Genomic DNA, 22,036 nt, shown 5'->3' on the forward strand with positions numbered 1-22,036 from the left:
TGTGTGATCTGCAGCTATTTATTGAATGTATAACCTGATTATTATCCTCTCGATTTTTGGAGTTTAAACTGCTGACGGTATAACGCAGCAATTTAGAAATTAAGTATATAAAAGCTATCATCAGGGAGATTGATGTGTTTTTAATCGAATTTATAATCGTATTAGTATGTATTTTAATTGGTGCTCGTATTGGCGGCATCGGCTTAGGTGTTATGGGAGGTATTGGCTTAGCCATACTGAGTTTTGTTTTTGGATTACAACCTACCAGTCCACCGATCGACGTTATGTTAATGATCATGGCGGTTGTTGCAGCTGCTGCAGCCATGCAAGCGGCGGGCGGTCTTGAATATTTAATTAAGATTGCATCACGTATTTTGCGTAAAAATCCACGTCACATTACCTTTATTGCTCCTTTAGTGACGTACATGTTTACTTTCTTAGCGGGTACAGGGCACGTTGCTTATTCTGTATTGCCTGTTATTTCAGAAGTGAGTCGTCGTAGTGGCATTCGTCCTGAACGCCCATTAGGTATGGCGGTTATCGCATCACAATTTGCTATTGTAGCAAGTCCGATCGCGGCAGCGGTTGTTGCTTTGGTTGCTTTTTTAGAGCCGCAGGGAATTACTCTTGCTGATGTACTAATGATTACGATCCCTGGAACTTTCTGTGGTTTAGCACTGGCTTGCGTCATCGTAAACAAGCTAGGTAAGGATCTAAAAGACGATCCTGAATATCAGCGTCGTATGCAAGATCCTGTCTTTCGTAAGGAAATGGAAGCAGAAGTTAAAGTTGAAGAGATTGAGATTAAACCGGGCGCTAAAAAAGCCGTGGGTTTATTCTTATTTGGCGCAATTGTGGTTGTTATTATGGGCGCGTTCCCATCATTACGTCCTAACTTTAATGGCTCACCTATGGGAATGGCACATACGATTGAGATCGTCATGTTAGCCATGGCAGCGTTGATTATTTTACTTTGTAAGCCTGATGGTAATGAAATAACCCAAGGTTCTGTATTCCATGCGGGTATGCGTGCAATTGTGGCTATCTTTGGTATTGCATGGTTAGGTGATACGTTTATTGCGGGTCATGACATCATGGTAAAAGAAGCGGTTTCAGGGTTAGTTGAAGTAGCGCCATGGACATTTGCTTTTGCATTATTTGGCTTATCAGTAATGGTAAACAGCCAAGGGGCAACCACTGCGGTACTTGTGCCTGTTGCGATTACTTTGGGTCTTCCACCTGAAGTGATTATAGCTACTTTTGTTGCTGTAAATGGTTACTTCTTTATTCCTAACTACGGTCCAATTATCGCTTCTATTGATTTTGACCGAACAGGAACAACCAAGATTGGTAAGTATATCTTTAACCACAGTTTCATGATCCCTGGTTTATTGAGTATGGTTTTTAGTATCATATTTGGTTTTGTTTTTGCAAGTATGGTTCTATAGTCATTAATAATAGCCTTTAAACTGTACGTCGTACTTATTTGTTGTTATTATGCACGGGAATGAAGTATTAATGGTTTCCATTACTAACTTCGTCTTTGGCTAGCAATAAAAATAAGAATATAAAACTCGGACTTATAAAAGTGATGAGTATAAAAAAGGCAATAGCATCGAGCTATTGCCTTTTTGTCTTTAATTCGCAATAAATCCGAAAACAAACTGTCACATAACCATTCTATGATCGCCAAATCAAATTGATCATGGAGGATATATGAATCGTAATACTCTCACTTTAACCACATTAGCGGTGGTCACTTCAGCATTGTTAGGTTGTAGCCAGCAATCAAATATACCAACATCAGAAAATACATTTTCAGCAATAGACACTTTTGGTATTCAATGTAAATCACAAGAAGAGCCAAAGCGCGGCAGTTCAGGCATTCGTGGACTGACGTTCGTTGGTTCATCCATCGCTGATGCCCCCTTTGTTACCTCTGCTGCAGAGATCGTCAGTTACGACTCGTGTACTGATAAGTTGTATGTTGTAAACGCTCAAGCCAAAAAAATTGATGTATTAACCCTTGATGCTAATAGCCAACCAAAGGCGGCAGGGTATATTGATCTTCAATCAGCAGCGAAGCGTTCTGGTATTGAGATTGGTGCAGCAAACAGTGTCTCTGCTCATAATGGGTTAGTTGCTGTTGCGGTTGAAAACAGGGATAAACAGAAGAATGGCATTATTGCTTTGTTCCGATCGGATTCTCTTGAACTACTCACGACATACCCCGCAGGTGCTTTGCCTGATATGGTGAGTTTTTCTAAAGACGGTCGTTATATTGCAGCAGCGAATGAAGGGGAGCCGAATGCCGATTATTCAATTGATCCAGAAGGCAGCGTAACGTTAATCGATATTGCTAATGGCCCATTAAATGCGTCAGTTATTCAACTTGATTTTAATGCGTTTGACAAGGGTGGCTTACGTCATTCAGAGTTAACAGATAAAGTTCGTATTTCTGCACCGACGGCAAGCGTTTCCAAAGATCTCGAACCTGAATACCTCACTTTTGCCGATAACGGTAAGTTGTATATCGCATTACAAGAGAACAATGCATTAGCCGCGATTGATGTAGAAAGTGCATCGATTGATGGTATTTTTGGTTTGGGTGGAAAATCATGGGAAAACGCTCAATTAGACGCTTCAAATAAAGATAAAACACTAGGGAATTTCCAAAATTACCCAATGCTTGAAGGGTTGTATATGCCAGACAGCATAACCAGTTACAGCGTAAATGGCGCTGCCTATATAGTCACTGCGAATGAAGGTGACGGCAGAGAATATGGGTTCCAAACCACCCAACAACGTTGTGATGAAGAATCGTATTCATGGGATGGTGAGGACTACAAGGGCACGGCAGATTATGCAACCAAACAAGATTTTTGCCTTGTTTATGGTGATGAAGTTCGTGGTAAAAAGCTGGATGTTGATAAAAATCATCCGTTAGCTACGGCATTAAAAGATAAAAACCAGTTAGCTCGTTTAAAAGTGGTTAAGCCACAAGGTACATTAGCCGCTGATGAAAAAGTACAAGCATTTGGTAGCCGTTCGTTCTCTATATGGGATGAATTTGGTGAACTTGTTTTTGATAGCGGCGATGAGTTTGCTCGTATCGTGTTTGAGAAGAATAAAGAAAACTTCAATAGTACTAATGATAATAACAGCAGTGCTGATGACCGCAGTGATGACAAAGGTGCCGAGCCAGAAGCGATTGAGGTAGCAAGTATTAATGGTCGTCAATATGCGTTTATTGGTCTAGAGCGTCAAGGCGGCGTGATGGTATACGACGTAACAGAGCCGAAAGAATCTCGCTTTATTACGTATGTGAATAATCGTAATTTTGATGAACCAGTGTGTACCCAAGTTGATGCCGAGGGCGAATGTAAAAATGGGGTCTACAATCCGAAAGCAGGGGATTTAGGGCCTGAATCCATCAAGTACTTTACTCGTTTAGGTGATCATTTTATCGCCGTGGGTAATGAAGTCAGTGGGACGACTTCTGTGTACCGTATCGATATGTAATTTCCCCCCATAATAAAAGTAAGACAGAGAGAAAGGCAATCAGCGTGTGTTGGTTGCCTTTTTTGTTTTTACAAAATTAGATAGATACAATAAATTAACACTAAGTTCACATTTGCAATGTAATTTATTGGACTTTCATTTCACCGCGGGTAATGTGAGCTTGCTGATAAATGAATCTATTATAAACATTTTGTGCAGAGTTTTTATCTGAATAAATATTAATAATCAAGGAGATGATTGTGTTTAAACGTAACTTACTATTGGCTTTATTATTTATATTGCCATCAGCCGTGAACGCTGAGAACTATTCAATTGGTACGGGTGGACAGAGTGGGATCTATTATCCGTTTGGTGGTGCGTTAGCAAAAGTGTGGTCAGAACATGTACCCGATGTGAATGCGAAAGCGGAAGTGACTGCCGCTTCAGTAGAGAACACAATCAAAGTGGTACGTGGCGATATGATCGCAGGTATCGCAATGGGAAATGTCGTGCTTGATGCCTACAATGGCGAAGGTAAATTTCCGAAAAAAATGCCAGTCAACACCCTTTTTGCACTGTATCCAAATTTGGTGCACACCTTAACTCTTGAAAAGTCAGGCATTACGTCATTATCACAACTAAAAGGCAAACGAGTGTCTTTAGGGGCTCCTGCCAGTGGTACGGCTGTGACGTCTGCTGCGTTGCTTGAATCTTTAGGTATTGATGTAAAAAAAGACATTGATGCCGTGTATTTAAATTATTCTGAAACGACTAATGCGCTTGCGAATGGTCAAATTGATGCAGGCTTTATTGTGGGTGGTCAAGGCGTAGGGGCGGTAACTCAAATTGCGCTAACGCATAAAATTAAAGTGCTTTCAATTACACCAGAAGAAAGTGCAATGTTCATGAAAAAATACCCTGCATACAGCACGTACGATATGCCTGCTGGTGTATACAACAATGTAGGTGAAGTATCGACATTAAGCGTATGGAACGTATTGGTTGTAAACGCAAAAATGAGTGATGACATGGCCTATAACTTAACGAAAGCCGCGTATGAAAATATCGGTGATGTTCGTAAAGTGGTGAAAATGGCTGAGATGACAACACCTGAAAATGCAGATCGCTTGCAAGGTGTTCCTCTTCATCCTGGTGCTCAAAAATATCTTGATTCAATCATGAAATAATAAGCGCCAAATATACGCAAAACGAAAGGGTAAGTGTCTCGCTTGCCTTTTCTTCTTTTCTGACTTTATCCAAAGGCATTAATATGGATATTATGACCGATAAAAATCAACCTGATATAGAGCATTTACCTCATGAAAAAACAGTAAATGTATTTGGGTATCTCATTTTAGGTATTGCTGTTGCGCTCTCAATGTTTCAAATTTGGCAGGGCATTAGCTCAACCATTTCTGCGACGTATTTTCGCCCTATACATCTTTGTTGGGTGCTTATTCTTATTTTCTTGCATTACCCATTAATTACCAATCGAAAGAATCACTTATATCTTGTAGGCCGAGTCATTGATCTCGCTTTATGTGGCTTGATTGTTTTTGCAGCTTATCGCATGTTGATATTTGATTACAACGACATCAACCATCTATTTTATGGACTACAACTGCCAGACATGATTGCAGGGTGTTCGTTAATTCTCTTATTAATGGAAGGATGTCGTCGAACGGTCGGCTGGGTGATGGTGCTTATCGCGGTATTATTTCTATCCTACAGCGCATTTGGTGATTTATTACCGAGTGGCTTTGCAATCAAGTCATACTCTCTACAAGAACTCATTCAATTTCAAATATTTTCGGCTAACGGCATTTTTGGCTCCGCCTTAGGCATTGCAGCAACAACGGTCTTTATCTTTGTGTTATTCGGGGCATTTTTAGAAGTCACAGGCGCAGGTAAATTCTTTATTGATTTGGCATTCTCTATTGCGGGTAAATATCGTGGTGGTCCAGCAAAAGCGGCAGTATTGGCCTCGGCAGGGCTCGGCTCTATTTCAGGTTCAGCAATAGCAAATACAGTAACCACAGGCTCAATCACCATTCCTATGATGAAAAAGCTGGGTTATAAACCAGAACAAGCCGCAGGAATTGAAGCGGCGGCCTCAACGGGTGGGCAAATTATGCCACCAATTATGGGTGCGGGTGCGTTTGTAATGGCACAGTTTACCGGTGTGCCTTACAGCGAAATTATGTTGGCCTCTATCGCACCTGCGATTTTGTATTTCTTCTGTACCTTGTTATACGTGCATTTAATGGCGTGTAAGCTTGAGCTTAAAGCCGTAAGTCGAACAGAAGCCGTAATGAGCGTGATGAAAGATGGCGCGCACCATTTAATTCCATTAGCACTGATCACAACATTACTTATGATGGCTTACTCTCCATTACTGGTCGGTGTGGCTGGTTGTGCCGCTATTCTAGTGACTGCGGCATTGCGTAAGCACAGCCGAATTGGCTTGAAAAAATTCATTGAGGGCATGAAAAATGGCGCCTTAATGGCATTACCGATTTCGGCAGCGTGTGGTGCTGCCGGTATTATAGTTGGGGTAGTTGGACAAACAGGGATTGGTTTGCAATTCACTCAATTTGTGATGGATTTCTCTGGCGGTTACATGCTAATAGCTTTAGGGTTAATAAGCCTTGTTGCTTTAGTGTTAGGCATGGGATTACCCGTGACTGCGGCCTATATTGTATTAGCGGTAATGGCGGTGCCAATGTTAAGTGATTTTGGTTTACCATTATTAACAGCACATCTTATTGTGTTTTGGTTATCGCAAACCTCAAATGTGACTCCTCCGATTGCTTTAGCTGCCTTTGCCGGTGCCGGTGTTGCGAATGCTAATCCAATGAAGTCTTCTGTTGAGGCGTTTAAATTGGCTGGTGGGTTATTCATTATTCCAATCATGATGGCGTATACCAATTTAGTTAATTCTGATGCCAGTGCGATGGATCTTGGTTTTTCTATCGTACAAACTCTGACGATCATTATTGCGGTTGCTATCTTTATTGAAGGGTATTTATTACGTCCACTAACCGCAGTTGAAAGGTTATTGGCCTTTTTTACTATCCCGTTAGTTATGCTTAATCCTTTTGGTGTCGGTTTTCTCGGCATTATTATTATGCTGGGTTTGATTGTGATTCAATGGAAAGGCAGAGGGCGGGTGAGCCAGAGTTAGTCTTTTATCATTAAAAAACGTATCTTAATTAGAATCCTCTTTGGTTATCAGAATCAAAGGGGATTTTTGTATCTATTGCTGAATATTGAGATCTATAAGTCGAATAATCACCATTCAACTGCTACCTTTTAATAAGAGAATCAATTCAGTAGGGCGTTTTCGAGGATACATGGGAGAGTGGTATGTTTGATGAGAAAAGGGGTTTCCGTCATTGTGTTATTTCAATGGTTATTTTCGTGGCGGCGATGATTGGAGGAATAGAAAAAAGCCAAGCGAATACCGAGCTTAAAGTAGGGACATATCATTGCCCACCGTTTATCTTTCACGACAAAGGTCAAGAGTTTGAAGGTCTAAGCATGACGTTGTGGGAACGTATTGCTGAGATCATGGGCGCGACTTATACCTTACAGAACTACGAACTTGATGATTTGCTGTTAGCCTCAGAAAAAGGCGACATTGACGTTGGGATATCGTGTATCTCTATCACGCCTGATCGTGAGGCACGGGTCGATTTTTCTCATTCTTTCTACGAAACGCATCTGGCTATTGCGGTGAAAAGCCGTAGCTATTTCGATACGTTTATTAGCATTGTCACTAACCCGACCTTATGGAAAGCGATAGGTATTTTTTTCACTGTGGCGATTAGTGTCGGTGGGTTCTTTTATTTGTTAGAACGAAAAAATAATGACAAATTATATTCAATGCCAACCAAGAAAGGTCGCTTGGCAGAAGCGTTGATCTTAGGGGTTTTATTCATCACAAAAGGGCCGTTTAATTACTTTGAATTTAAAACCTTATCAGCACGAGTGATGACGGTATTGATCGCCATGTTCTCCACAGTATTTATTGCCAGTATCACCGCTATTTTGACCAGTTCACTCACATTAGAACAATTAAGATTTGATGTGAAAAACGTGAATGATTTATCTAAGCTCAGAACAGGAACAAAGCAAGCCACAACGGCATCACTATTGTTGGCTGATCACAGTATTGCTCATGAAAATTATCAAACCATGGATGAGTTATTATTGGCATTAGAGAATGATCAGGTTGATGCTATTGTGGCGGATGATGCGGTATTACGGTACATGATAAAACAAGGTAAAAATAAGCAATTATTTAACGAGTTAGTCGTACTTCCTTATCAGTTAGAAAAACAAAATTATGGCCTAGTGTTGATTGAAAACAGTGAATACGAAGAAGAAATCAACCGGGCTTTATTACAAATTCGTGAAACCACAGAGTGGCATCAGATCTTGTTAGAATATTTTACAGAAAAGTGATTCATATTCGTGATGCTTATATTTCAAACATCGTAACAGAACGCTGATAAAGCCATGCGTGTGCTTGCCCAGCGTTTTTGTTTTTCCTCACGACACGATCGATGTGCAATAACCAATTTTTCTCTTCTGAATCAACATCGACTATTTTTAAAGAGATATTATTCTGAATTATGTGGTTTGGAATAAAGCCCCAGCAATGGTCTAACTGTAATAATGATTGTAACGAGCTTAAATTATTGGTGGTGGTGACGGATGATGAGAAGTGCGTATTCCAAGGGCTATGCATATTAGTAAAGAGTATTTGACGAAACGATTTCAACTCTTGTAATTGAATCGATTTTTGAGAATGTAAAGGATGGTTATGTGCCGCTGCAATAGTAACAGGTAAATAACCTACTAAGCCTAACTCAACGTCTTTTGGAAGAATATCTCCGGACAACATGAACCCAATTGATGCTTTTCCTTTTGACACTTGTTCGCTTATCTCTTGGTTTTCAACGGTATTAATGTGTAATTCTGTGTGTGGAAAACGCTGATAAAACTCATTAATTACTTTATAAAAGGCTGGCGTTAACAATAGCTCATTAATCGCGATGGTTAAGGTATCTTCTACGCCTGCACTGAAAGAATGAATCATCGTTTCAATGTCTTTCGCTTGCGAGAGTAAATTAAGAGATTGAAGATATAAACGCTTACCGTGTGGCGTTAATGTGGGTATACGAGTGGAACGATCAAAGATCTCAATTCCTGCATCTATTTCTAGGTTTGCGATAGCTGTACTAACGGCTGATTGTGCTTTTCCCAATTTTCGAGCAGCCGCAGAGAATGAACCGCATTCGACACAAAGTACAAGCGTTTCAAGTTGCTGGAGATTAAACATACTCAACCATCTATTATTCAGATAATAACCAACTAGAGTGTATCAAAAGTTCACATGATAATGCATGAACTTAATGAGAAGTTTATAGGTATTATTATGACAAATTCAGCAGCTAAATCAGCAAGTACGATTCAAAAGGAAATGGAAGAATTAAAAGCTCGTTTAAATCAAAGTCGCCAAACCATCATACAAGGATCGATGAATAAATCTGAATCGACGGAGCTTTTATCACTCATGATTAAAAGTACGGCAACATTTGAAAAGAATTAGAATGTGTTTAAAAGCCCCTCTAATTTAAGTCTAATCATTTTAAATGCATTATTTTTGCTATCATTTATTTTAACTGTCTGAGTAGATGTTATTATCCGCCGCCCAGATACCCTTTGAGTTAAAGGACAAGAGAGATGCATGATCGTGCCAGCCAAATGGTGATATTTTACGCCCTAGCCAAAGCGGGAAGCTTTACTGCTGCCGCAAAACAAATGGGCGTATCTACCTCTCATGTGAGTAAGCAGCTGGGAATATTAGAAGCAGAGCTTAACGTTAAGTTAGTACAGCGCACGACACGCTCGTTAACACTGACTGATGCAGGGCAACAGTTCTATTTGTATTGTGAAAAGATGTACAGTGCGATGACCGAAGCCAGTGCCATTATGGATAATGAACGTGATGATGTCGCGGGCATCTTGCGTTTAGGGTTATCACAGTCTTTTGGTACTATGCACATTATCCCTGCGATAGATAAATTACGTCATCAATATCCAGATCTTCAGGTCGAAGTTCGTTTGTTTGATCATCGTGCAGACATGCTTAAAGAAGGCTTGGATTTGTGGGTGACCAATTTTGAAGACTTACCCGAGGGATATGTTGCGCAGCGATTAGCGGATTCGCATTTTGTACTGGCAGCTTCACCTGATTATTTGATCGATAAAGCCGTCCCTCATCACCCTGAAGATTTAACAGAGCATAATTGTTTAACGTATCAAAGTCGTTATCGTGATTACAGCAATTGGGATTTCAGCAAAGGCAATGAAACACTGTGTGTCAAAGTCTCTGGAAATTACCGTGTCGATTTAGCTGAAGCGGTGAGAGATGCCGCTATTTCAGGGTGGGGCGTGGCGTATTTAGCCAGTTACTTACTGACCAATGAGTTTAATGATGGCAAATTGATTCAGCTATTACCTGATTGGAAAGCGAGTCAAAAAATGCCAATTTATGCGGTTTATCCAAGCCGTAAGCACCTGCCAAGAAAGATAAGTGCCGTGATTGATTTCTTACGTGAGCACATTGGTCAACAGCCATATTGGGACAAAGCGTTAATGAAACGGGTTAAGTTATAATCAAAGTATGACGCGTTCAATATTGTCATTGATTAAATTAAATACAGTGCAATGATGCCTTTTTAATCAATGACTTAAATCTATTATCAGCCTTGAAATAAATATCTTTTCCATATGGCAACAATACCCGTTATATATTCCCTTCTTATTTTATAAATCAACGAGTTAATAAAATCACACAAAGCGTGATCTAAGTCTCATTAACAGAGCGTTAGCAAACCCGACTTGCACGCAAACCTTTGCGCATTAGAATGCAGGCTCATTTTCGATAGCACAGGTTTCTATCATGACATCTTTCCTTGGTATTTTTGCCATTTTACTATTTGCTTACCTATGTTCGACTGATCGCCGTAATATCCCTTTGAGAACCGTTTCTTTGGCGTTTGGTCTACAAATTTTATTTGCTCTGTTGGTACTTTACGTTCCAGCAGGTAAAGAAGTTTTAAACTCAGTAACCGCAGGCGTTTCGGGCGTTATTGAATATGGACAAGAGGGCATTGCCTTTTTGTTTGGTGGTTTAGCTACGGGTAAAGTCGGCTTTGTATTTGCCGTTAATGTTCTTGGTATTATCATCTTCTTCTCTGCCCTTATTTCTGCGCTTTACCATCTTGGTATCATGCCTAAAGTGATCAACTTTATTGGGGGTGGCTTACAACGCTTATTGGGTACAGGACGTGCAGAATCACTTGCTGCGACTGCTAACATCTTTGTAAGTATGGTTGAGGCACCACTTGTCGTTAAACCTTACTTGAAGCACATGAGTGATTCTCAGTTCTTCGCGGTAATGACCTGTGGTTTGGCGTCAGTGGCAGGCGGTACAATGGTTGGCTATGCATCACTTGGTGTTGATCTTAACTTCCTTATCTCTGCGGCATTCATGTCGGCACCTGCCGGTTTATTGATGGCAAAAATGATGGTGCCACCGGGTGACGAAGAGAATAATGACGATGAAATTACATCGGTAGAAATCGATCACGCAACTAATGTATTTGAAGCATTGGCTGATGGTGCAATGTCTGGTTTACGTATTGCAGTCGCTGTTGGTACAACGTTATTAGCGTTCGTGAGTGTGATTGCATTGCTAAATGGCTTATTAGGTCACGTGGGCGATTTATTCGGGTTTAATCTGAGCTTTGAATTGATCCTTGGCTACGTATTTGCTCCTGTGGCTTTCTTACTTGGTGTGCCGTGGAACGAAGCGATCCTTGCGGGTTCATTAATTGGTAATAAGATCGTCGTGAATGAATTTGTTGCCTTCATCCAATTGATGGAAGTGAAAGATCAATTAAGTGATCATTCAGTGGCTATCGTGACTTTTGCCTTGTGCGGTTTTGCAAACATTTCAACCATGGCTATTTTGATTGGTGGTTTGGGAAGTCTAGTGCCAGAGCGTCGTTCGTTCATTGCTAAAATGGGTTTCCGAGCAATCACTGCGGGTGTATTAGCGAACTTAATGAGTGCCGCGATTGCAGGTGTGATTCTTTCTTTATAGAAACACGCAGCAGCACATAGAATAGAACAGAGGCGCTCAATTGAGTGCCTCTTTTTTTAGCTAGTCTTGGCGTTATTAAGAGGTAGGGTAGAGACTTTAGAAATACAATCCAACACCAACAAGGAAACCTTGAGACGCGGTGTTATAAGTGAATGTGCCTTCATTATCATAATCAACCCAAGTGGATTTATACGCCATGTTTAAATCTGACCATTCGTTCATTTCATATCGCACTCCAGTTAATACGGAACTTGTGAAGCTGGTATCGCCGCTTAACCCAGCATCAATACTGGCGTGAAATTGCCATTGTTCGGTAATGTCGGTTATCCAACGAGCACCGATTAGGTAATCCACCCAATCCTCATTTATGCTTTTACTCGTGCCTAGTTTTCCACCGCTGGTATATAGCTTGGCATCAATGTCGTTATCCCACCAACGTATACCAAACATATAATCAATAGAGCCAAAATCGTATTGATAACGTTTAAATCCTTTGGCTTCTAGTACCCCTTGTCGTATTTCAGCCTTGCCTTTAAGTAATTCTCGATTTTTGTTAAGCACAGAATCGGTACTCGCGCTTAAGTTCATGTAACTGTAATCAATGTAATAACCCCATTGGTTATTATAAATTCCTTCAAGTCTAAGCATCGCCCCCATATCGATATGATCCATGATGAATTTAGGATCAACATCAACGTCTGTTGAAAGGTTACCAATCGTACTGTCGCCTCGAATATTGAGTGCAAGCGCATAGATCTCGACACTGTGTTCCCATCCGGATTTTTCTGTATTCATTTCCTCTGCAATAGCAGAAGTACCAACAAAAGAGAGAGCAAGTAAACTGGTAGAAAGTGCATGAATTCTGGTCATTTTCACATCCTTGTTTTTAGGCTATTTTTTGTTCTTCATATAAAGCCTAGTGTATAAAAAAGTGAAATCCAGACTGAGATAGAAAAATAATGAGTCATAACGATTAACAATACGCTGACAAATAAACACTAGACCGACTGGTTTGTATTGTGTATTCTGTAGCCAATCCAATAACGAGGTGACTTATGAATAACGAAACGATGATTGAAGGTATGGAACATTCATTGACAACAATGAAGGCGGCATTTTCTCAGAGCCCAATGCCTTCGCTTGAACAACGAATCGAAAAACTAACTAAGCTAAGAGTGGCTTTGATCGATCATTGCGACCAGATTTGTGAGTCAATGAATCGTGATTATGGTCAGCGCAGTGAGCAAGATACGTTGATTGCAGATTTACTGCCTTGTATTGGAAATATTGATCACACCATCAGTCATTTGGTTGAATGGATGGCGCCTTCAGTCAGAAATGCAGGGCCATTGTTGTGGTCTTCAAGTGTGGAAGTGATCTATCAACCAATGGGTGTTGTTGGCATTGTGACTCCGTGGAACTTTCCTATCATGTTATCGGTTGGCCCATTAATCTCAGCCATTGCAGCCGGTAACCGAGCAATGATCAAGATGAGTGAGTTCACACCAAATACCAACCACGTACTTTCAACACTATTAAGCACCGTGTTTGAGAAAGACGAAGTGAACGTGATTGAAGGTGAAGCGGGTATCTCTGCACACTTTACGGGATTAGCGTTTGATCATTTATTGTTTACTGGCTCTACCCAAGTTGGACGTTTAGTGATGAAAGCAGCATCAGATAACTTAACTCCTGTGACTTTAGAGTTAGGAGGTAAATCACCAGTGATTATTGCGGACGATGTTTCTATGGAATTAGCCGTAGAGCGCATAATTTATGGAAAAAGTTTGAATAACGGTCAAGTGTGCGTTGCACCAGATTACGTATTACTGCCTGAAGATAAAAAAGAAGCCTTCATTACTGAATACAAAAAACAGTATCAAACCTTATTTGCTCGTGGTGTACATTCGGAAAACTTAACCTCAATTGCTAATCAACGTCAGTTTGAGCGCATTAATGGGCTATTGAATGAAGAAATTACGGCGAACACACGAATCGAAGCGTGTCACAGTGACAGCATTGACGAGCCTCAACATCGCTTAGTGACTCACTTAGTAATTAATCCAAGTTTAGAATCAACAATTATGAAGGAAGAGATCTTCGGGCCATTACTGCCTATTTTGACTTACCAACATATAGATGATGCGATTAATATTATTTTAAATAAGCCACGTCCGTTGGCGTTGTACTTGATGTCATTTGATGAAGCGTTACAGAATCGAATTAAAACCACGGTTCACTCTGGTGGTATGTGTATTAATGATTGTGTATTCCATTTAGCGGTCGATGACGCGCCTTTTGGTGGGATAGGGGAATCAGGTAAAGGTAATTATCATGGACACGAAGGGTTCGTTACTTTTTCACACGCAAAAACAGTGATGACAAGCGGTGATGATCACCAAATAAAACATCTGTTTTCAGTTGGAAATAACGATTTTAAAGCCGCTGTAATGAGTATTATTGGAAAGTAATTCCTATACTAAGTTAATAACCACTTTTTGAGAGTTGAATTATGTTAGAACGTTTTTTTGAAAAAACCATGAAAGCCTATTTATTGGGGACAGGATTTTTAACCGCAACTGCATTCATGACGTTTTTAGCGCCAGAATGGAGTATGCAAAACCTCTTTTTTTACAACGAAGCGATGATGGAGAATAAAGAATATCTCCAAGCCACTTACCAGCACTGGGGTGTGATGGTTGGCTGTATTGGTGTGTTGCTGATGTTCTCTGCTAAATACAAACAATTACGTACTTCAACCATGATTTACAGTGCGTTTGAGAAATCAATGTTTGTTGGATTATTCCTATATAACGTATGTGTTAATGAATACAGCTGGTTCTATGGATGGAGTGGGGTATTTGCATTAGATGGCTTTGTTACTGTCTATTCACTTGTTTATCTATATTATTATTTAACGCGTGATAAATCGAAAACGCCAGCTCACTTGCGTTAATTTAAATAAGCCATAATCACCAGATTTTATTATGTAACGTCTGATTTAAAAGCCTAGAAGGAGAAATCTTTCTAGGCTTTTTTTGTTGTGTTTTATTTGTTCGTTTTATAACCACTTGATTGTTCGTTATAAATTTGACTTGTGCCGACTGGAGGATCTTTATTGACATAAACATGACAAATAATCGCTAGACCAACCGGTTTGTATTGACTATTATTTGTTCATCAAAACAAATGAGGAAGACCAAAATGACAAACACTAATTTTAGTTTCAATCTTAAAACCATCATTCATGCACATGAAAATGGCATTACAGATATCCCCGCTCTTTTTAACCGTTTAGGTGCAAAGCGAGTGGTTCTATTTACGGATAAAGGGCTTGAGTCTTTAGGGTTTGTTGAAAAGTTTACTGAGGTATTTGCAACCCAAACTGAGGTAGATATTGCGGGTGTGTATTGCGATATAGAACCAGACGCCACTTGCGATAACATCAATGCTGCCATTGAGTTCACTCGTTCAGTTAAAGCCGATGCGATTCTTTCTATTGGTGGTGGCAGCGTGATTGACGCATCAAAAGGCGTAAAATACGCACTGCATAAAAACATTGCGGACATTCGTGAGGTTATTGCTGGCGGTGGCCATATGGAAATTTGGCCTAACAATGAAGACATTACCATCCCTCACATCGCGGTTCCTACCACCGCAGGCACAGGCGCTGAAGCCTCACCTATCGCTGTCTTTTTTAATGAACATGAAAATATTAAAGCAAGCTTAGTGGTTTCAGGTCTAGAGGCTGATATCGCTATTTTAGACCCAGTACTTACCGCTAAATTACCTGCGGCATTAACGCGCTCTACGGGGATGGATGCCTTAACACATGCGGTTGAAGCGATTGTGTCGCCAATGAGCAACGCATTTACTGACGCTTACAGCATTCAAGCGGCAACGTTGATTGTGGCGAATTTACCTAAAGTGATTGAGCAGCCTAACGACATGGCAGCCAGAGCCGAGCTACTGCAAGCCAGCACAATGGCTATCTCTGCTTTCTATTCATCGCTAGGGGGGATTCCTATTCATAACTGTGCTCATGCCTTTGGTGCCATTAGTCACATTCCTCACGGTGACGCAAATACCGTATTAATGCCACTGGTGATTGAAGCGCTGCCTGAGTTTTATCTGCCGAAAGCGAAGAAGCTAGCCGAAGCGTTTTCGTTAGAGACAACAGGCACTGATGAGATGGTATTTGAGCGTGTGGTTGCCTTCTTAAAGTCTTTTCAACAACGCATTGGCGCAATAACGAATTTTGCTCAATGGGCGATTACTGATCAAGTAAAAACAGATATATCAGACGCGATTAAGAAAGACATTTGTTTTCAGTTTTATCCAATGTCAGAAGAGAAAATTGATCGCATCATTACCGCTGCGGTGTAGGGGTATTTATTGATTTAGCGTGACAAGTTATCGAAGGAATTATAGCTAAGGATTGGCTCCATTTTTTGGAGAGTGTGTTATGAAAATTGAAAACGTATTGTTCTCGGGTCTGTTGATTGTTCTTCCTATGTTCTTTTTTGCTTAATCAAACAGGGGAATGTAATGAATATTAGAGCCTCTTTTACTGCTGCAAGTCTTGTCGCTTTATCGTTATTTATGTTTGAACTGAACGCGAGTGATTTCGATAAACAACAGCGTCCTAAAGTAGAAAGCGAAAGCCAGAATCAATTAGCAACAATGGCGTTAAGTGAAGCCTATTACGGTGACTCAGCGGCTCAAATTGAAATCGGACATCGCTACCTAACAGGGGATGGAGTAGATAAAGATGAGAAGAAAGCAGCGCGATGGTTTGAGATTGCAGCATTGGATGGAGACCCTGAAGCACAAACTCAATTAGCTCTGTTATATGCAAGTGGAACAGGGGTAAATCAAAACTATTCTCAAGCGATAGTGTGGCTAGGAAAAGCAGCAAAACAAGATCACGATGACGCGCTTGATTTACTTCATTGGATGTCACAAGCCGCTCATTAACTTGCCATTTCATAACACAGCTCTACTCGTAATTAATGTTATTAAATAATTAAAGGTATACGCATGAAAAACTTTAAAAAGTCGGTGTTATTTACCGCTATTGCCACCGCAACAGGCAGTGTCTATGCAGCTCAAGAAATAGATAAACCAAATATTTTAGTTATTGTTGGTGATGATGTTGGTTTTGCTGATACTCAGCCTTATGGTTCAGAAGTAAATACGCCTAATTTAATGGCGTTAGCCGAAGAAGGCGTCAAGTTTACTAATTTTCACGCTTCGCCAACGTCTTCTGTTACGCGTTCTATGATGTTAACTGGAGCAAACAGTCATGAAGTCGGGCTAGGAACATTTGATTATGCGGTTTATCCAGAAGCCATTGGTAAGCCGGGGTATGAAGGCTATTTAACTAAAAATGGCGTTACCGTATCAAGCTTACTAAAAGACAGCGGTTATCACACCTACTTAGCAGGTAAATGGCACTTAGGTCATGATGATGGGTTCTTACCAGATGATCGTGGTTTTGAAGAGAGTTATGGCATTCTTGCTGGCGGATCGAACCACTTTAACCGCGATATGATGTTCCCCGCTAAAAATGCAAACACAGCAAAGGCATTACAAAAAGGTGATATTCCAGGCGTTGAGGCTGAACCAACTTATCGAAACGGTCAAGTCGTTAAAGATGTTTACAAAGGTGAGTATTCTGATCAGGTTTACACCAATGAAATCATTAATATGATCGATAAAAACAAAGATGACGGAAAACCTTTCTTTGCTTATGTTCCCTTCACCGCAATCCATTTACCACTTCAAGCGCCAGAATCGGCTTATCAAGATAAAATTGATTATTACGTTGAAAATGGCTGGGATGAGGTTCGCCAAGATCGTTTTAATAAAATGAAAGAAATGGGCGTCATTCCAAAAGAAGCCAGTATTTCAGATCGTAATTCATTAAGTCGCCCTTGGGATTCACTAACGGAAAAAGAACAAGCGTGGTATGGCAGAAAAATGGCCGTCGCCATGGGCATGATGGAACTGCAAGATCAACAAATCGGACAGATCACCGATTACCTAAAAGAGATTGGTAAATACGATAATACCTACGTTATCTACTTGGCGGACAATGGCCCAGAAGCAGCGGATGTTACAGGGGAAAACATCAGTGAATTGATCCGAACATGGACAAAACATCACTTCAATAATGAAACAGAAAACGTAGGTAATGCCAATTCAAGTGTTTCTCTTGGTCCTGAATGGGCAAGTGCATCAACTGGCGGTTTATCTTGGTTTAAAGCGTACACAGCAGAAGGGGGAATTCGTGTTCCTTTCATTGTTAAGCCGGCTAAAAATAGTCAAGAACAACAGGGTGCCTTAGCGGCAGGAACGCAAACTAACAGCATGTCACAAGTAAAAGACATCGCCGCAACCATCTTGGATATTGCCGATGTTCAGCACCCAGGAACGGAATACAAAGGCCGTGAAGTAGCACCAATGAGTGGCGTGAGTTTATTGCCTTTCTTTACGGGTGAAAAAGAGCAAGTTCATAGTGATGATAATGCGATTCCGTTTGAGTTATTTGGTAGTGGGATTCTATTAAAAGGAGATTATAAAATCATTCGTATCTCAACGGGAATGGGAGGCGACAATGAATGGCACTTGTATAACACCAAACAAGATCCTGCTGAGCAAGATGATTTACGTCACCAGCAACCAGAGCGATTTAACGAGATGCTTGCCGATTATAAAACTTATGAAAGTAAGCAAAATATCGTCCCTGTTGATGAGAAATGGAACCCGTTTGAAAACGTAAAATAAGGGTTTTAACTAGATTAGGGCAACGCTGACATAATGGCGTTGCCCATGTTCAACATAATACGCAAAGACAAGGATGCGTCTTCATTTTAAATAAAGGTGGTATCTGATGACAACACTCTCTGTTCCTCAATTTAATGGTAAAGCTCACAGCAAAATTCAAGCGTTAGCAAAGCCTATTGGCGCGGTGTGTAATATTGATTGCACGTACTGTTATTACTTAGGCAAGCAGGAGTTATTGGACTATTCGTCAAAAGAGAAACCAATAATGTCAGATGAATTATTAGACACCTATATTACACAATATATTGAAGGCCAAAACACACCAGAAATCATCTTCTCTTGGCATGGAGGAGAGCCAACATTATTGGGCGTCGAATATTTCAAAAAAGTGGTGGAACTGCAAAAAAAATACTGCCCTGATTATTCAACCATTAGTAATGATTTACAAACCAATGGCACGTTATTAACGGATGAATGGTGTCTGTTTTTTAAAGAGAATGCATTTATAGTTGGTATCAGTATTGATGGACCAGAAGCATTACATAATCATCATCGAACCAATAAAGCAGGGCGTGGGACGTTTAATAAAACCATGCGAGGGATCCATTTGTTACAGAAACACCAAGTGAATTTCGCGACCTTAACGTGTGTGAATGATGTCACGAGTAAGGATCCTTTAGCTGTATATAAATTCTTACGAGATGAAGTAAAGTCACCGCAAATGCAGTTTATCCCTGTGGTTGATAAAGTTGCGGCTTCGACGAATGGAAAATGGTTAGAGCATGGTCATCAATCTATTATTCCAGTTCAAGGAGCGGTTGAATCTTGGAGTGTTGAACCAAGCGTGTGGGGAGACTTTTTAGTTACGGTATTTGATGAATGGTTTGCGAATGATTTTGGGAATGTCATGATCCCATATTTTGAGAATTTTGTTGGCGTGTGGATGGGAAAACCAAGCACAATGTGTACGTTAAATGACATTTGCGGTAAAGGAATTGCAGTCGAACCCAATGGCGATGTGTATTCATGTGATCACTACGTTTATCCTGAATTTAAAATTGGGAATATAACAGATCGTCCATTGTCTGAAATGGCATTCTCAACAGAACAGCAGCATTTTGGTTTTGCAAAACAAAAGTCATTACCCAGTCAATGTAAGCAATGTGATTACCTGTTTGCTTGTCATGGTGAATGCCCTAAAAATAGAATTAACACCACTAAAGAAGGCGAGTTTGGTCTGAATTATTTATGCAGCGGTTGGATGCGATTTTTCACTCATGTAGACCCGATACTCTCGACGTTAATTGAAAATAATGGCTTAACATTGAGAAAGGGAATCTAGACAGGCAATATATTTTCAAACGTAAAAAGCTCGCACAATGACGAGCTTTTTTACGGATGAATTTTAGAGCGTGAGTTAACGTGTAAGTATGATTAGAATCTTTTATTTCGATGATATTGTTATTCTTTATTTAATCGTATATTTGTAGTCATTTCCCAAAGACTAGAACAATCGAAAATACCATAATATTTACATTAATTAAAAAAGTAATCGCGATGTTTATTTTTTACACTGATTTAAAATTCAAGTTGGCTACGTTTATTATTTTTATCTGATGTAAATATGCGCAATTGTTTATTTAATCTACGTGATTGATGCATATAGATATTAGTTGTTATCGGTGATAAATAGGGAGTGTTGATAGAAAAGAAGATAGATGATGAGCCTGAAACTCATGAGAATACTTCTTGTTTCCTTTATTTGTTTATACTTGGTTGTCACTCGAGTTGATAATGTGAGTGCGGTGAAATTAATTATTTCATATGTTAAAAAGTTTCCTATTGAGATCTAGTAATAAATGATCTTTTTATTATGTGCAATATTAATTATTGTTCAACAATAGGTAAATAACAAATGAAAAATATTAAACGCTCATTCATGTGCTTAGGTATCACTATCGCATTGAGTTCTAACGGTGTCTTGGCAAATAAAATTAATGATGATATTAATAATATCGTCGAGACAAATCGAGTTATAATTAAATATAAACCAATTACATCTGATGTGTTAAATGTTGATAATCAAGAAATTAGACAAGTAGATACGGCTGGCGTATTACACTCTGCGACAGGGAGTAAGAGTCGATATATCAGAACACTTTCTACCGGTGAAGAAGTATACGAACTGGATGAATGGAAAAACAGTGAAGAATTAGGTTTAATTTTAAACGGTTTAGAAGGTGATCCCCAAATAGAATACGCAGAATTGGATTTGATACTACATCCATTAGATATGCCGAATGACCCTCGTATTTCTGAGTTGTGGGGAGTTGGTAAGAACGATGGGGGCATAAATGCTACGGGTGTTTGGTCAAGTTACACTGGTAAAAATACGGTCGTTGCTGTCATTGATACAGGTTATGTATCTCACTCTGATCTAGAATCGAATATGTTACCAGGTTGGGACTTTATTACCGACCCAATGATGGCGAATGATGGCGATGGTCGTGATAATGATGCTTCGGATCCTGGCGACTGGGTATTAGAAAGCCAGTGTAGACAGAATTCAAGAGCGAATGATTCATCATGGCACGGCACGCATGTTGCTGGCACCATTGCTGCCGTTGCCAATAATAATAAAGGAATTGCAGGGGTATCCTACGATGCCAAGATAGTTCCGGTTAGAGTATTAGGTCGTTGTGGTGGATACACTTCAGATATTGCTGATGGCATTATTTGGGCATCAGGAGGAGACGTACCGGGAGCAGATATTAATATTAATCCTGCACAAGTGATTAATATGTCCTTGGGTGGTGAGGGGAGTTGCTCTCGTATTACTCAGAATGCAATTAATCTTGCGGTAGAAAAGGGGACGACAATTGTTGTTGCCGCAGGAAATAGTAATCGTAATGCTCATAATTATACCCCTGCCAGTTGTGCTAATGTCATTACTGTCGCCGCCGTTAATAATTTAGGTAGTCGTTCTTATTATTCAAATTTTGGAGATGTTGTTGATATCGCAGCGCCTGGAGGGGAGTACACAAAAATAGGGAAAAAAGAGGCCATTTTATCGACGATTAATAATGGAAAAAAAGAGCCGACAACTGAAGGATACTCATATTATCAAGGCACAAGTATGGCGGCGCCTCATGTTGCGGGACTCGCTGCTTTATTATATCAAGCCGATCCTATGATCACTCCAGGTAAAGTAGAAGAAATTATTAAGCAATCTTCACGTGAATTTCCAAATCCAAATCAATGTATTGGCTGTGGTTCTGGATTGGCGGATGCGAGTGCTGCAATTAAGTTGTTCAACACCGGAGATATACCTAAACCATCATTAGAAGAATGGGATAAAAATAAAATATATTTAAAAGGGAATGAAGTGTCATACAACAGTATTCGATTTTTATCTAAATGGTGGAATATAAATGAAATTCCTGGGAAAGATGAATGGGGTCCTTGGGAAGAAATAAAAAATTAATATATTTAATTATAAATAAGAAAGTATAAATAATAGTTAATTTAAGCGGATTTTTTGTTGTAATTCCGCTTTGTGTATATTTT

Annotated in this window: 17 protein-coding genes; 15 read left to right on the forward strand and 2 right to left on the reverse strand. The window is 39.9% G+C overall.

The annotated features are described in order from the left end of the window. Window positions 1–134: 134 nt before the first annotated feature. From AACV33_RS16700 to AACV33_RS16720, 5 genes are all read left to right on the forward strand, one after another. Window positions 135–1,448 carry an anaerobic C4-dicarboxylate transporter family protein gene (locus tag AACV33_RS16700; RefSeq protein WP_017020569.1) on the forward strand — a complete coding sequence of 438 codons (1,314 nt, stop codon included), beginning with the start codon at window positions 135–137 and terminating at the stop codon, window positions 1,446–1,448. Window positions 1,449–1,716: 268 nt separating this feature from the next. Beyond that, the gene (locus AACV33_RS16705) at window positions 1,717–3,522 is read left to right on the forward strand and encodes a choice-of-anchor I family protein (protein ID WP_017020568.1); all 1,806 of its coding nucleotides are present in this window, start codon (window positions 1,717–1,719) and stop codon (window positions 3,520–3,522) included. Between the two features lie 233 nt (window positions 3,523–3,755). Further along, window positions 3,756–4,688: a TAXI family TRAP transporter solute-binding subunit gene (locus AACV33_RS16710; protein WP_017020567.1), complete on the forward strand. Its 933-nt coding sequence runs from the start codon at window positions 3,756–3,758 to the stop codon at window positions 4,686–4,688. A gap of 83 nt (window positions 4,689–4,771) precedes the next feature. After that, complete coding sequence (locus AACV33_RS16715) at window positions 4,772–6,685, forward strand: TRAP transporter permease (protein ID WP_182700434.1); 1,914 nt, start codon at window positions 4,772–4,774, stop codon at window positions 6,683–6,685. A 182-nt stretch (window positions 6,686–6,867) separates the two neighbouring features. Continuing rightward, window positions 6,868–7,968: a transporter substrate-binding domain-containing protein gene (locus tag AACV33_RS16720; RefSeq protein ID WP_017020565.1), complete on the forward strand. Its 1,101-nt coding sequence runs from the start codon at window positions 6,868–6,870 to the stop codon at window positions 7,966–7,968. A gap of 16 nt (window positions 7,969–7,984) precedes the next feature. On the opposite strand, the gene AACV33_RS16725 is transcribed toward AACV33_RS16720, so the two are convergent. Next, window positions 7,985–8,848 carry a LysR family transcriptional regulator gene (locus AACV33_RS16725; RefSeq protein ID WP_017020564.1) on the reverse strand — a complete coding sequence of 288 codons (864 nt, stop codon included), beginning with the start codon at window positions 8,846–8,848 and terminating at the stop codon, window positions 7,985–7,987. A 96-nt stretch (window positions 8,849–8,944) separates the two neighbouring features. On the opposite strand from AACV33_RS16725, the gene AACV33_RS16730 reads away from it, so the two are divergent. The 3 genes from AACV33_RS16730 (at window position 8,945) to AACV33_RS16740 (ending at window position 11,680) form a co-directional block, all read left to right on the forward strand. Then, window positions 8,945–9,118: a hypothetical protein gene (locus AACV33_RS16730; RefSeq protein WP_158007233.1), complete on the forward strand. Its 174-nt coding sequence runs from the start codon at window positions 8,945–8,947 to the stop codon at window positions 9,116–9,118. A gap of 134 nt (window positions 9,119–9,252) precedes the next feature. After that, window positions 9,253–10,188, forward strand: a complete 936-nt coding sequence (locus AACV33_RS16735; protein ID WP_017020562.1) for a LysR family transcriptional regulator — start codon at window positions 9,253–9,255, stop codon at window positions 10,186–10,188. A 286-nt stretch (window positions 10,189–10,474) separates the two neighbouring features. Then, the gene (locus tag AACV33_RS16740) at window positions 10,475–11,680 is read left to right on the forward strand and encodes a NupC/NupG family nucleoside CNT transporter (RefSeq protein ID WP_017020561.1); all 1,206 of its coding nucleotides are present in this window, start codon (window positions 10,475–10,477) and stop codon (window positions 11,678–11,680) included. A gap of 96 nt (window positions 11,681–11,776) precedes the next feature. On the opposite strand, the gene AACV33_RS16745 is transcribed toward AACV33_RS16740, so the two are convergent. Beyond that, a complete protein-coding gene (locus tag AACV33_RS16745; RefSeq protein WP_017020560.1) occupies window positions 11,777–12,550 on the reverse strand; it encodes a hypothetical protein in 774 nt (257 codons plus the stop codon). A 185-nt stretch (window positions 12,551–12,735) separates the two neighbouring features. Here AACV33_RS16745 and AACV33_RS16750 point away from each other — a divergent pair, with 185 nt between their 5' ends. The 7 genes from AACV33_RS16750 to AACV33_RS16780 all read left to right on the forward strand — a co-directional run bounded on the left by AACV33_RS16750 (window position 12,736) and on the right by AACV33_RS16780 (window position 21,953). Further along, entirely contained in the window at window positions 12,736–14,151 is a 1,416-nt protein-coding gene (locus AACV33_RS16750) for a coniferyl aldehyde dehydrogenase (RefSeq protein WP_017020559.1), read from the forward strand. Window positions 14,152–14,192: 41 nt separating this feature from the next. Beyond that, window positions 14,193–14,636, forward strand: a complete 444-nt coding sequence (locus AACV33_RS16755) for a hypothetical protein (RefSeq protein ID WP_017020558.1) — start codon at window positions 14,193–14,195, stop codon at window positions 14,634–14,636. A gap of 248 nt (window positions 14,637–14,884) precedes the next feature. Further along, window positions 14,885–16,066: an iron-containing alcohol dehydrogenase gene (locus tag AACV33_RS16760; protein ID WP_017020557.1), complete on the forward strand. Its 1,182-nt coding sequence runs from the start codon at window positions 14,885–14,887 to the stop codon at window positions 16,064–16,066. A gap of 162 nt (window positions 16,067–16,228) precedes the next feature. After that, on the forward strand, window positions 16,229–16,657 hold the full coding sequence (locus AACV33_RS16765) for a tetratricopeptide repeat protein (RefSeq protein WP_017020556.1): 429 nt from the start codon (window positions 16,229–16,231) through the stop codon (window positions 16,655–16,657). 63 nt (window positions 16,658–16,720) lie between these two features. Next, a complete protein-coding gene (locus tag AACV33_RS16770; protein WP_182700435.1) occupies window positions 16,721–18,469 on the forward strand; it encodes an arylsulfatase in 1,749 nt (582 codons plus the stop codon). A gap of 106 nt (window positions 18,470–18,575) precedes the next feature. Further along, entirely contained in the window at window positions 18,576–19,811 is a 1,236-nt protein-coding gene (locus AACV33_RS16775; protein ID WP_182700436.1) for an anaerobic sulfatase maturase, read from the forward strand. Between the two features lie 573 nt (window positions 19,812–20,384). Next, complete coding sequence (locus AACV33_RS16780; protein WP_026469685.1) at window positions 20,385–21,953, forward strand: S8 family serine peptidase; 1,569 nt, start codon at window positions 20,385–20,387, stop codon at window positions 21,951–21,953. Window positions 21,954–22,036: the final 83 nt, after the last annotated feature.

The sequence above is a fragment of the Aliivibrio sp. SR45-2 genome (genome assembly GCF_963890165.1).
Lineage (GTDB): Bacteria > Pseudomonadota > Gammaproteobacteria > Enterobacterales > Vibrionaceae > Aliivibrio > Aliivibrio salmonicida.

Bases quoted from the DNA above. Each gene is read 5' to 3' on its own strand.
- AACV33_RS16760 (WP_017020557.1), top strand. From the start codon at position 14,885: ATGACAAACACTAATTTTAGTTTCAATCTTAAAACCATCATTCATGCA.
- AACV33_RS16710 (WP_017020567.1), top strand. From the start codon at position 3,756: ATGATTGTGTTTAAACGTAACTTACTATTGGCTTTATTATTTATATTG.
- AACV33_RS16725 (WP_017020564.1), bottom strand. From the start codon at position 8,848: ATGTTTAATCTCCAGCAACTTGAAACGCTTGTACTTTGTGTCGAATGC.
- AACV33_RS16765 (WP_017020556.1), top strand. From the start codon at position 16,229: ATGAATATTAGAGCCTCTTTTACTGCTGCAAGTCTTGTCGCTTTATCG.
- AACV33_RS16745 (WP_017020560.1), bottom strand. From the start codon at position 12,550: ATGACCAGAATTCATGCACTTTCTACCAGTTTACTTGCTCTCTCTTTT.
- AACV33_RS16705 (WP_017020568.1), top strand. From the start codon at position 1,717: ATGAATCGTAATACTCTCACTTTAACCACATTAGCGGTGGTCACTTCA.
- AACV33_RS16750 (WP_017020559.1), top strand. From the start codon at position 12,736: ATGAATAACGAAACGATGATTGAAGGTATGGAACATTCATTGACAACA.
- AACV33_RS16755 (WP_017020558.1), top strand. From the start codon at position 14,193: ATGTTAGAACGTTTTTTTGAAAAAACCATGAAAGCCTATTTATTGGGG.
- AACV33_RS16740 (WP_017020561.1), top strand. From the start codon at position 10,475: ATGACATCTTTCCTTGGTATTTTTGCCATTTTACTATTTGCTTACCTA.
- AACV33_RS16770 (WP_182700435.1), top strand. From the start codon at position 16,721: ATGAAAAACTTTAAAAAGTCGGTGTTATTTACCGCTATTGCCACCGCA.
- AACV33_RS16780 (WP_026469685.1), top strand. From the start codon at position 20,385: ATGAAAAATATTAAACGCTCATTCATGTGCTTAGGTATCACTATCGCA.
- AACV33_RS16730 (WP_158007233.1), top strand. From the start codon at position 8,945: ATGACAAATTCAGCAGCTAAATCAGCAAGTACGATTCAAAAGGAAATG.
- AACV33_RS16775 (WP_182700436.1), top strand. From the start codon at position 18,576: ATGACAACACTCTCTGTTCCTCAATTTAATGGTAAAGCTCACAGCAAA.
- AACV33_RS16715 (WP_182700434.1), top strand. From the start codon at position 4,772: ATGGATATTATGACCGATAAAAATCAACCTGATATAGAGCATTTACCT.
- AACV33_RS16720 (WP_017020565.1), top strand. From the start codon at position 6,868: ATGTTTGATGAGAAAAGGGGTTTCCGTCATTGTGTTATTTCAATGGTT.
- AACV33_RS16735 (WP_017020562.1), top strand. From the start codon at position 9,253: ATGCATGATCGTGCCAGCCAAATGGTGATATTTTACGCCCTAGCCAAA.